We start from the raw sequence: 11,349 nt of genomic DNA, 5'->3' as shown, positions 1-11,349 counted from the left end.
AACGCGGGGCGCGGAAAAATCAGTGCGGGCCGGTGGGGGGCTTTGGAGTCCCGAACGGGGACAGCACCAGGCACTCCGTCCGCCACCTCCACGCACGCGCCACCATCCGGGTTGCTGTACGTGCTCTTGCGCCAGGTAGCCGCATTCAGATCGACGGAGCCCACGGCACTTCCTCCAACATCCTCATGTGACGTCGAACCCGCCGCCGCGAACGGCTCGGACGAAGGAAACGAACGCGGGGCGCGGAAAAATCAGTGCGGGCCGGTGGGGGGCTTTGGAGTCCCGAACGGGGACAGCACCAGGCACTCCGTCCGCCACCTCCACGCACTGACCGCCGTCCGGGTTGCTGTACGTGCTCTTGCGCCAGGTTGCGGCGTTCAGGTCGACGGGTCCCACGGCGCTTCCTCCAACATCCTCATGACGAATTTCCGCGACTCGACCGGGGGCATCGCTAGGTCGCGAACAAAATCGTACGCGAGTTGGAGACCCTCAACAGGTGCTGCTTCCTCGACGAGTTGCCCCTGGTGGGCGTTCTCCGTGTACGCCACGGTGCGGCCGTCCGGCATGCGCAGGAACATCACGTCCGTGCTCACCAAGCCGTGCAGACCAGAGGCGGTGGGCAGCACATGCAGGGTGAAGTTGGGCCGCTCGGCCATCGCCGCCAGGTGTTCAAGCTGCTCCTGCCAGCACTGCGCGTCCCGCAACGGCGTACGCAACACCGTTTCGGACACGATGGCGCGGAAGCGTGGGGCGCCGTCACCGTCCAGCAACTCGCGCCGCCCTATCCGGGCCTTGACCTGCCGGGTCAACTCGCCGCCACTGGCGCCGCCTGCGGCAAGCAGCTCACGCGCGTACCCCTCAGTCTGCAACAGACCCGGCAGCACGCTGACCCCGTAGTGCCACAGGCTCACCGCCTCGGCCTCCAGGATCATGTACCGGCGGTATCGCTCCCGGAATTGCGTGAGGTCTCCGGCGGCCAGCTCCCACAACGTCAGCAGAAGCCCCGGCGTCCCGTAGTACTGATCGAGCGCCTGGACGACTTCCGGGCCGCCCAGCGTCTCGCCGCTCTCCATTTTCCCGAACAACGACCAGTCCCAGCCCAGCACTTCGCCCAGCTTCCGGAGGCTGTCGCCCTTCTGCGCCCGCAGTGCGCTCAATTCCTGCACGAACCGCTTACGCGGCTCCTGACTCCTGCCTGTGATCACCCGTCTCGGCGGCATTTCCTTGTCCTCCGTGGAGCGTGTGGAACTAACGGAACGTGGCGGCGAAGTACATTCCGCCGACCGTCTTCGGAGCCTCCTCCGGGTGCATTCTCGTAACCACCAGAACACGCACGGTAGTCCATCGGTCCCGTACCCAACCAGGCCCCGATGGGCGGAGCGGACGGGCATGTCTACAGCAGATCGGCGACGGACGGCGGGCTACGTGGCCGCTACGGCCCCCACTCACACGCGGCGGCGCTCCCATGTCACCAAGTGACCGCCGCCTGGGGATCTCTCCGGCCCCGGCCTACCCACCGGTTGACCTGGAGCCCACCCCCGGTTGCGATGTGTGTGAGTGGTGGGACCGGCGGCGGGACAATGCGTATCGGGGCATCGGGGCGGTCAGCGCCTTCGAGTGTGCACGGCAGATCGCGGCGCATCCGCACCGGCGGTCCGGTGATCTCACATGAACCCGCGTACGGGCACACACCCACTGCGACAGCTACCGGTAACGCCCCACGACATCAGGCTTGTTGTCGGCATGGCCGTCTACGATCCCGGCACGGACATGCCCGGTGTGGTGCACCAGCTCCACGGTTCCGTGGTCCGGCTCATCCGACCCGCGGGATACGTCTGGGACGCCCGCGCCATAGCGGTCCGGCCCGCGACCGACAGGGAACGGCGACAGCTTCGGGCCCTCGCGGCGCTGCACCGGAAGCAGCGCGGGCGCCGGGACGGCAGACCCGCATGACCGGTGTCGTCCACCACGCGTCGGCGATCGGGGAAGGGCCGGTCAACGGCGCCACCGTGCGATTCGTGCTCGGCAGCATCCGGACCAACTCCCCGGATTTCGCGCTCCGATGGCTCCGGGAGCAGGCCCGCCGTATCGCCGACGGTCTCGACCCCGAGCCCTGGACGGCGCACCAACTCCAGGAGCCTGTCGTGCACCGGCTCCCCGCCGGGCTCCGTGACGTACCGACCGAGTTGCGGCAGTGGTGTGTTGACGCCGACGCGCAGGAGGCGGCGTGGGGCCGGCTCGTGCGAGGCGCCCCGGTGACGGTCACCGTGTCCGATCACACCGGGTACTACGCGCTGACCGTACGGCCCGTACCGGTACCGGCGTTCGTACCTGTACCCGCCGCTGCCGCCCCCGCGCGACTCGGTCGCTCACTCCCCGGGCTCCCTGCCGCGCGGATCGGCCGTGCCGTCCGCCGGTGGTGAGGGCGGCCGGCCGGTGAAGGTACGCAGGGCCAGCTCGATCCGGATTTCCTCGTTGTCCAGGACCGACTGAAGCCGGCGCAGGACGATGTCGTCGATGACGCGCTGGTCGCGCAGGCGGATCAGGGCGCTGCGTTGGACGCCGACCAGCGTGCGGCGCAGTTCGAGCCCGGTCCGCACGCCGGGCCCGGTGTCGGGTGGTTCCGCGTCCTCGGCCGCGTCCTCGGCGGCGTACTGGCGCAGTTCGCTCCGGATGGTGTCGGTGGTCTCCGGCGGCGCTTTCAGGCGGTCGGCGTGCTCGGGAAGGGCTTCCAGCGCGGCATCGGCCATCTGGCGACGGGCGTGGCGTTCTTCGGTGGTCTCGTGGGGATCGCCGCGCAGCCCGGACCAGCGGATCACCGCGGGCATGGTCGTTCCCTGGAGGACCAGCGTGACCAGGATGACGGCCACGGCGGTGAACACCAGCAGGCCGTGTCCCCCGAGCGGCCGGCCCGCGGCAGTGGTGGCCGGGACGGCGAGGGCGGCCGCCAGCGACACGGCCCCGCGCACGCCGCTCCAGGCGAGGGGGAACCGTTCCCGGGCGCCGGAGCGCAGCGTGCGCTGGACCGGGCGGCGGTCGATGACGCGCAGGAGGTAGGGCACCGAGTACAGCCACAGCAGGCGGGTGGCGATCACCACGGCGCCGACCAGCAACGCGGTGACCACCGCGTGTCCCAGGGAGACGCCGCTGATCGCGCGCACGATGGCGGGTGTCTGGATGCCCACCAGAACGAACAGGGCACCGTTGAGGATGAAGGTGCTCACCTCCCAGAAGTTGGTGGCTTGCACTCTGGCGCTCGCGCTGATCACCCTGGGGCCTGCCTGGCTGAGGATGAGACCGCAGGTGACCACCGCCAGGACGCCGGAGACGCCCAGGGCTTGCGCGGGCAGGTAGGTGGCGAACGGGGTGAGCACGGCCAGGGCGCTCTCCAACACGCGGTCATGCAGCCGCTTGCGCAGTGCCACAACGACGACGGCGCAGGCGGCGCCGATCGCGACACCGCCCGCGTAGGCCAGCAGGAAGCGTACGGCGGTGCCCCACCAGGTGACGGTCTGTCCCTGAACGGCGATCCCGACGAGCACCGCGTAGAGGGCCAGTGCGGTGCCGTCGTTGATCAGGCTCTCCGCCCGGAGGATGGTCTGGGTCCGGCGAGGCAGGAGTCGGGCGACCGCCGCCACAGCGATGGCGTCGGTGGGGGCGACGACGGCGCCCAGGACGAAGGCGAGCGGCCAGGAGAGGCCCAGGGCGTGCCCCACCGCGGCCACGGCGGCGGCGGTGGCCAGCACGAGGCCGGTCGCGAGCAGCACGATTCCGCGCAGATTCGTCCGGATCTCGCGGAGCGAGGTGGTCAGCGACTCCCAGTAGAGCAGGGGTGGCAGGAAGAGCAGCAGAACGACCGGGGGCGGCAGGACCAGCGTGCGGAACGTGGGGGTGAGGCCGATCAGGCAGCCACCCGCCACCAGCAGGACCGGCTCGTTCCAGCGCAGGCGGCGGGCCAGCCATGTCATGGCCAGCACGGCCGCGAGAACCACCACGACGACTTCCAGGCCCCGCATTCGGCACCGCCTTCCCGATGGGGCAGGCACACCTTTCCCGGTGGTTCGGCCCTGGACGCTCTCCGGGGGTTCGGCCCTGGACGTTCCCTGGTGGTTGGCCCCGGGCTTTGCCTCGTGGTTCAACCCTGGGTGAGTTCGGTCAGGACGTCGAGACGGGTCGTCCAGGTGAGCTCACGGCGCGCTCGGGCGTCGCTGAACCGCTGGTCGCCGTGGCAACCCTCGTTACGTCCGTTGCGGGCGGACCGGCTGCCCGTTGCGCGCGAACCGGCTGTTCGTTGCACGCGATCCCGCTGCCCTTTGCGCGCGATCCCGCGGTCCATCGCGTGTGAACTCGCTGCCCGTTACGACTCCGCGCGGCGCGGCAGCCACACCAGCAACAGCAGCACCGCCGTCAGCAACACCCCCGCGCCGGTCCTGAAGGCCAGCGCATACCCCTCCGTCTGTGCCTCCGGGCTCGTTCCGCCCGCCGTACGGGACGCCGCCACCGTGGACAGGATCGCCAGCCCGAGCGCGCCGCCCATCGTGCGGGAGGTGTTGATCAGGCCCGAGACCAGGCCCGCGTCGCCGGGGGCCGCGCCCGCCGTGGCCAGTGCGGCGAGCGGGGTGGCGGCGAGGCCCATGCCGGTCATCATCAGGACGCCGGGGCCGAGGACGGACGAGAGATACGTTCCGTCAGCGGTCATCAGGGACTGCCAGCCGAAGCCGGTCGCGGCCACCAGTGCCCCGGTCACCGCCAGGTCGCGGGCGCCCATCCAGGTCATCAGCCGGGGCGCCAGCTTCGAGCCGAGCACCGCGCTCAGGGAACTGGGAACGAGCGCGAGACCGGCGGTCAACGGGTCGTACCCCAGCACGTTCTGGCAGTACACCGTCATGAAGAACCACGTGCAGAAGGACGCCGCGCCGCAGACGAACAGCGCCGCGTTGGCCGCGGACACGGCCCGTACGCGGAACAGCCCCAGCGGCATCAGCGGCGCCTTCGTCCGCGCTTCCACTGCCACGAAAACGCCGAGCAACAGCAGTCCGCCGAGCAGGGGCAGCAGTGTCGCCGCCGTGCCCCAGCCCCGCTCGTCGGTCTGCACGACGCCGTACGCCACCGTCGCCAGCCCGACCGTGACCAGCATCGCCCCCGGCAGGTCGAGGCGGCGCGCCCGTGCCGTACGGCTCTCGGTCACCCATAGCGCGGCGCCGGCCAGGACCAGCACACCGATCGGCACATTGATCAGCAGCACCCAGCGCCAGGACAGCAGGTCGGTGAGGACACCACCGACCAGGCCGCCGGCCGCACCGCCGCCCGCGCCGACCGCCGACCAGGTCGCTATGGCCCGGGTCCTGGCGGCTCCCTCCGGTACGGCGCTCGTCAGGATCGTGAGGGTCGCGGGCGCCAGCACGGCCGCGCCGAGCCCCTGCACGGCGCGTGCGGCGAGCAACTGCCAGCCCTCCTGGGCGAGTCCGCCCGCGGCGCTGGCCAGGGTGAACACCCCGAGCCCGGTCAGGAACATCAGCTTGCGTCCGAAGAGGTCCGCCGCCCGTCCGCCGAGCAGCATGAAGCCGGCGAAGGCGATCGAGTAGGAGTTGACGACCCACTGGAGACCGGCGGTGGTGAGTCCGAGGTCCGCGCGCATCGACGGCAGTGCGACATTCACCACGGACACGTCGAGCACGACGAGGAACTGCCCGGCGCAGGCGGCGAGGACCACCGCCCAGGTACGGCGGGACTCGGCGGGGGCGGATATGTGGACAGCATCAGTTGGTGACGAGGCTCTGACCATGGCTGTCATGGTCGCATCAGCCACACTGTCCGCACATCGGGATATCGGGCCGCGGTCCGACCGAGGGGCGGACCGGTCCACACGGTCGTTCCGTGAACAGCCGTCGGCGTCGGCCGGGTTCGTACCGCTCGGTTCGTAGCGGATTCGTACCGCGCTCGCCGGAATAAGCACGCCCGAAAAAAATGTTTCATACTGCATCCACTTGGCGGTCGGCGCTGCCCGCAGGCGACCGCGTCCGCCCGTCCGCCCCGTCTGTCCGCCCCGCCCGTCCGCCCCGTCCGCACACACCCGCGCACTTCCCCGCGCTTTCCGCCGCCCTCTTCCTGCCCTGCCTGACCTACCGCGCTCCCTGCCACCCTCTTCTCTGTACGACCCGCTTCCCTCTACAGCCCGCTCCTCTGTACCGCCCGCTTCTCTGTACCGCCCGCTCCTCTGTACCGCCCGCTCACCTTGACTTCCCGTAAGCCCTTTAAGTCCGTTTTCACTTCCCGTACGTCCGACTCCCGTACGGTCGTTCTCCCGGACGTTCGGCTCCCGCACCGCCCAGACTTCCCGACCCTCACTTCCCGCCCGGAGGCCCCACGTATGACGCAGACGACGACCGATCAGCACGCCGGAGCGCTCCCTGATCCACAGGGCCGACGCACCGGCGGTGTCGTCCCCATCCTCGCCTTCGCGGGTATCACCGTCGCGGTGATGCAGACCCTGCTCGTCCCCGTCATCAAGGACCTGCCCGTCCTCCTCAGCACGGCCCCCGCCAACGCCACCTGGGTGATGACCGCCACCCTGCTCGCCGGTGCCGTGTCGACGCCGATCATGGGGCGGCTCGGCGATCTCTTCGGCAAGCGGCGCATGCTGCTCGCCAGCCTCGCCGTCATGGTGTTCGGCTCGCTGATCTGCGCGTTCACCGACGACCTCGTCGTCATGATCGTCGGCAGGGCGCTCCAGGGCTTCGCCATGGGCGCGATACCCCTCGGCATAGGCATCATGCGCGACGAACTGCCGCGCGAGAAGCTCGGTTCGGCGATGGCCCTGATGAGCTCCTCCATAGGCGTGGGCGGCGGACTCGCCCTGCCCGTCGCCGCGCTGATCGCCCAGAACGCGGACTGGCACGTACTGTTCTTCGCCGCCGCCGGGCTCGGCACACTGTCGATCCTGCTGACCGTCCGTTACGTCCCCGAGTCCTCGGTCCGGGCCATCGGCGCGTTCGACTGGCTCGGCGCGATCGGTCTGTCCGCCGGGCTCGTCTCGCTGCTGCTGCCGATCACCAAGGGCAGCGACTGGGGCTGGGGCTCGTCCACCACCCTCGGACTGTTCGGCCTGGGGACCGCGATTCTTCTGCTGTGGGGCGTCATGGAGCTGAAGAGTTCCGCGCCGCTGGTCGACCTGCGGACCAGCGCCCGTCGTGAGGTACTGCTCACCAACCTCGCCTCGATCATGGTCGGTGTCGCCTTCTACGCGATCTCGCTCGTCCTCCCCCAGCTGCTCCAGCTGCCCGCCGCGACCGGATACGGCCTGGGGCAGTCGATGGTGGTGGCGGGCCTGTGCGTGGCCCCTCTCGGCGTGACGATGATGTTCACCGCGCCGGTCTACGCCCGCATCTCCGCCAAGCACGGCCCCAAGGTCTCGCTGATCCTCGGCATGCTGATCATCGCGATCGGGTACGGGGGCGGCCTCGGCCTGATGAACGCGGCCTGGCAGACCATCATCATCTCGGTGGTCGTGGGCGCGGGCATCGGCCTCGCGTACTCCTCGCTCCCCGCCCTGATCATCGGTGCCGTCGACCCGTCGGAGACCGGCGCGGCCAATGGCCTGAACACTCTCATGCGCTCCATCGGTACGTCGGTGTCGAGCGCGGTGATCGGCATGGTGCTGGCCCACACCTCGGTCCAGACCGGCGGGGTGGCGGTGCCGACGATGCACGGTTTCCGTGTCTCGTTCCTGATCGCCACGGGTGCGGTGATCGTGGGTCTGGTGCTGGCGGCGTTCCTGCCGTCGCAGCGAACGGCAGTGGCAGCGAAGTCCCTGACGGCCGACGCGGAGTCGTCCCTGGCCGAAGGCGACGGGGCAGTCCGGCAGCGGACACTCGTCGCGGGGTCCGGCGGATTCCGGGGGCGGGTGCTGGACGCCGACGGTACGCCGGTGGCTCGGGCGAACGTCACACTGATCGACCGTCGGGGCAGGCAGGCGGGCCTCACCACCGCCGACGAGGACGGCCACTACGCACTGCTGCCGCCGAGCGCCGGCCCGTACGTACTGGCGGGGTCGGCCACGGGATACGCGCCGCACGCGCGCCCGGCGGAGTACGCCGGGGACGGTCTGCCGGTCGATGCCGATCTGGTCCTGGGCCTGGGACTGGGCCTGGACCGGGACCCGACGCTCGCGCAGAACGCGCCGGAACCCCGGAACACCGTCGAGTCGGCCCGATCAGTCCGGTCGTAGGTCCTGCGCGCCGTAGGCCCTGCGCGCCATAGGTCCTGCGCGCCATAGGTCCTCTCCGGTCGCGGACCCCGTCCGGTCCTGACCAGCCTCATGCCGTACACCCCCGGCGCCCGCATCGCCGGTGGTGTACGGCAGCATGGGGCCGCCCCCGGCCCTCCCGGGTCACCCGACAACTTACGGAGAGCGCATGCCCACCGGTACCGAGTCCGAGGCAGTCGAACCCCAGGCACCGCTGCCGACACTCGCACCGGCCCCCACGCTCACACCGGCATCAGCGACCGCACCCGCACCCGCACCCGAGATCCTCGCCGCCTTCGAGGCCGCCAAGGGCTTCATGCCCGTCCACGAAGGCCTCGCCCTGTACGCGGCGGCGGTCCACGCCTCCGCGCTCGGTCTGCCGCTCCTGGAGGTCGGCACCTACTGCGGTCGCTCCACCCTCCTGCTGGCCGCCGCCGCCCGCGAAGCCGGTACGGTCGCCGTCACCGTCGACCACCATCGCGGCAGCGAGGAGCAGCAGGCCGGCTGGGAGTACCACGACCCGACCCTGGTCGACCCCGACACCGGCCGGATGGACACACTCCCCACGTTCCGCCGTACGCTCCACCACTCCGGCCTGGAAGACCATGTGATCGCGGTCGTCGGCCGCTCGCCGCAGGTGGCACAGGTCTGGGGCGGCCAGGTCGGGCTGGTCTTCATCGACGGCGGCCATACCGACGAGCACGCCAACGGCGACTACGAGGGCTGGGTCCCCCGGCTGGCCGAGGGCGGACTGCTGGTCATCCACGACGTGTTCCCCGATCCGGCGGACGGCGGCCAGGCGCCGTACCGGATCTACCGCCGCGCCCTCGCGTCCGGCGCCTTCACCGAGACGACCACCGAAGCCGCGACGGCCAATGAAGCCGGGGCAGCCACCGGAGCCGAGACGGCCGCCGGGACCCCCGCATCGACCGGGCCCGCTGTCCCCCCGGTGACTGACTCTTTGCGTGTTCTGCGCCGCACGGCGCCGGGAATCTGACCCGCTCGCACTACCATCGCGTCGTGTCGTACGACGAGAGCCAGCAGCCCGTCCGCCGCCCCTTCGGCCGGAGCAACCTCACTGTCGCGGTCGCCGCACTGGTGCCGACCGCGTTGGCGGGGTGGTTCGTCTGGCAGGGCATCAGCGGCCCCGGCGGTGATGGTCCGGACGCCGCGGCGGCGGCCGGCGCCACCTCCGCGGCCTCCACCCCCACCGGACATTCCGCCTCACCGCCCCCCTCCCCCACCTCAAGCAACACACAAGGCACACAGGACACACAGGACGACAACACTTCCGGGGATACCGACCCAACCGGGCCGCTCGCCGGAAAGGTGGTCGTCATCGATCCCGGCCACAATCCCCGCAACCGCGACCACCCCACCGAGATCAACGAGCCGGTGGATATCGGAACGACCAGCAAGGAGTGTGACACCACCGGCACCTCCACCAAGTCCGGTTACGCCGAGGCGACTTTCACCCTCGATGTCTCTCACCGGCTGCGCACACTTCTCCAAAAGGAAGGCGCGACAGTCACGTTCACCCACGACGACGACCGGCCCTTCGGTCCGTGTGTGGATGAGCGCGCCCGTATCGGCAACAAGGCGAAAGCCGACGCCGTCGTCTCCGTCCACGCGGACGGCTCGGCGCCCGGCAACCGCGGCTTCCATGTCATCCTTCCCGCCCTGGTCAAGGGCGGGGAAGCGGACACCGCGGCCATCGTCGGCCCCTCGCGCACACTCGGCGAGGAGATCGTCGCGGAATTCGCTCGGGCGACCGGCAGTAAACCCGCCAACTACCTCGGCGAAGGTACGGGGTTGGACGTGCGCAGCGATCTCGGCGGCCTGAATCTGTCGACCGTGCCCAAGGTCTTCCTCGAATCCGGCAACATGCGTGATTCGAAGGACGCCGCCCTGCTCACCGACGCGAAATGGCGACAGAAAGCGGCACAGGGACTCTCGGACGGGATCAGCTCTTTTCTGCTGAACTGAGCTCGCGTAACGGCCGGACGGCTACGGCTGGATAGCTCGCGTAACGGCTGGATACCGGGCCCGATACCCGGAAGACGCCCCGATCGGGCAGACGATACATTCATCCGTACGATAGGGAGCCGCCCCCGAGCTTCGCAGCGCGTACCGCCGTACCGGCGGCCGCGACGACCGCCCCGACGAGACGACTGACGAAGGACTTTTCACGTGAACATCCGCTCCCTCACTCGAGGCGACGGCGTGGTGATCGGAGCAGCGGTGTTGCTGTTCATCGCCTCGTTCCTCAATCTGTACGAGTCCAGCGCCTTCGGGTCCAGCGGCGCCCCGAACGCGTGGGACTCGCTGGGCACCGTGATGAGCATCCACCTGGCCGGGGTCATCGCCGCCGCGCTGATCGTTCTCGCTCGTGCGTTGCCGCAGCCGCGCAAGGTCGCGGGTCTCGATCTGGGGCAGTTCGGTGTCGCTCTGGCGATCTTCGCGGCCTGGACGGCGCTCTGGTCGCTGATCGGCCTCGACGGTGTCAACGCGGGCAGCGGCCTGATCCTCGGCTTCATCGCCGCTCTGATCCTCGCGGGCGGCGCTGTCGCCACCCCGCTCGTCCCGCAGTTGAAGGGCTCGCTCATCCCCGCCCCGAAGCCGGCGGCCCCGCAGCCGTACGGCGGCCAGCCCGGCCAGGGGTACGGCTACCCGGGCAACCCGCAGCCGTACGGCGCCGGTCAGCCCTCGCCGTACGGTGCGGGCCAGCCCGGCGGATCGTTCGGCGGCCAGCCGGGCCAGCCCCAGCCGGGTCCGGCCGGCCAGCCCTCGGGAGGTGGCCAGGCCCAGCCGTCGGGTGGCGCCGCCCCCGCGGGCGACTTCGCGCCGTTCTGGTTCGCGGTGCCGGTGGCCCGTCCGCTGTTCGGTGAGGACGGCTCGCCGTCCCCGATCGCCGAACTGGCGCCGGGCACCTGGTACCTCGCGGTCGAGCAGCGCGGTGCCGCCCTGGTCGCACAGACGCAGGACGGGCGCCGGGGTGTCCTCCAGGACGCCTCCGGCATCCAGCGCGGCTGACAGCCGGTCGCCGGTCGCCGGTCGCACCAACGGAAACAGCATGACAACGGCCCTCGCCGGAACTCCCGTTC

The 11,349-nt window shown here is 70.5% G+C and carries 11 protein-coding genes; 6 read left to right on the top strand and 5 right to left on the bottom strand.

All coding sequences use genetic code 11. From position 1 onward, the window contains the following. The 3 genes from ACIQD6_RS12580 to ACIQD6_RS12570 all read right to left on the bottom strand — a co-directional run. Window positions 1-86 (bottom strand): DUF397 domain-containing protein (locus ACIQD6_RS12580; RefSeq protein WP_401881718.1); only part of this gene is annotated, 86 nt, incomplete at its 3' end. Between the two features lie 97 nt (window positions 87-183). Beyond that, window positions 184-318, bottom strand: coding sequence for a DUF397 domain-containing protein (locus ACIQD6_RS12575; RefSeq protein WP_401881716.1), 135 nt, complete (start codon window positions 316-318; stop codon window positions 184-186). Between the two features lie 59 nt (window positions 319-377). Then, on the bottom strand, window positions 378-1,220 hold the full coding sequence (locus ACIQD6_RS12570; RefSeq protein WP_401881233.1) for a helix-turn-helix domain-containing protein: 843 nt from the start codon (window positions 1,218-1,220) through the stop codon (window positions 378-380). 523 nt (window positions 1,221-1,743) lie between these two features. On the opposite strand from ACIQD6_RS12570, the gene ACIQD6_RS12565 reads away from it, so the two are divergent. Further along, window positions 1,744-1,953 carry a hypothetical protein gene (locus ACIQD6_RS12565; RefSeq protein WP_401881231.1) on the top strand — a complete coding sequence of 70 codons (210 nt, stop codon included), beginning with the start codon at window positions 1,744-1,746 and terminating at the stop codon, window positions 1,951-1,953. Beyond that, window positions 1,950-2,423 carry a hypothetical protein gene (locus ACIQD6_RS12560; RefSeq protein ID WP_401881229.1) on the top strand — a complete coding sequence of 158 codons (474 nt, stop codon included), beginning with the start codon at window positions 1,950-1,952 and terminating at the stop codon, window positions 2,421-2,423. The genes ACIQD6_RS12565 and ACIQD6_RS12560 overlap by 4 nt, the downstream gene beginning before the upstream one ends. Here the strand turns inward: ACIQD6_RS12560 and ACIQD6_RS12555 are convergent. Both ACIQD6_RS12555 and ACIQD6_RS12550 read right to left on the bottom strand, forming a co-directional pair. Continuing rightward, window positions 2,370-4,016 (bottom strand): Na+/H+ antiporter, encoded by a 1,647-nt coding sequence (locus ACIQD6_RS12555; RefSeq protein ID WP_401881227.1) that lies wholly within the window; start codon window positions 4,014-4,016, stop codon window positions 2,370-2,372. The genes ACIQD6_RS12560 and ACIQD6_RS12555 overlap by 54 nt on opposite strands. A 341-nt stretch (window positions 4,017-4,357) precedes the next feature. Then, the gene (locus tag ACIQD6_RS12550; RefSeq protein ID WP_401881225.1) at window positions 4,358-5,794 is read right to left on the bottom strand and encodes an MFS transporter; all 1,437 of its coding nucleotides are present in this window, start codon (window positions 5,792-5,794) and stop codon (window positions 4,358-4,360) included. A 576-nt stretch (window positions 5,795-6,370) separates the two neighbouring features. Here ACIQD6_RS12550 and ACIQD6_RS12545 point away from each other — a divergent pair. The 4 genes from ACIQD6_RS12545 (at window position 6,371) to ACIQD6_RS12530 (ending at window position 11,278) form a co-directional block, all read left to right on the top strand. After that, the gene (locus tag ACIQD6_RS12545; protein ID WP_401881224.1) at window positions 6,371-8,227 is read left to right on the top strand and encodes an MFS transporter; all 1,857 of its coding nucleotides are present in this window, start codon (window positions 6,371-6,373) and stop codon (window positions 8,225-8,227) included. Between the two features lie 334 nt (window positions 8,228-8,561). After that, on the top strand, window positions 8,562-9,242 hold the full coding sequence (locus ACIQD6_RS12540) for a class I SAM-dependent methyltransferase (RefSeq protein ID WP_401881714.1): 681 nt from the start codon (window positions 8,562-8,564) through the stop codon (window positions 9,240-9,242). Window positions 9,243-9,265: 23 nt separating this feature from the next. Further along, window positions 9,266-10,231, top strand: coding sequence for an N-acetylmuramoyl-L-alanine amidase (locus ACIQD6_RS12535; protein WP_401881222.1), 966 nt, complete (start codon window positions 9,266-9,268; stop codon window positions 10,229-10,231). Window positions 10,232-10,435: 204 nt separating this feature from the next. Next, window positions 10,436-11,278, top strand: a complete 843-nt coding sequence (locus ACIQD6_RS12530; RefSeq protein ID WP_401881220.1) for a hypothetical protein — start codon at window positions 10,436-10,438, stop codon at window positions 11,276-11,278. Window positions 11,279-11,349 lie beyond the last annotated feature (71 nt).

This window comes from Streptomyces sp. NPDC088400, assembly GCF_044753355.1.
Lineage (GTDB): Bacteria > Actinomycetota > Actinomycetes > Streptomycetales > Streptomycetaceae > Streptomyces.
The sequence above is the reverse complement of the archived record's forward strand: the minus strand, read 5'-3'. Positions and strand labels throughout refer to the sequence as shown.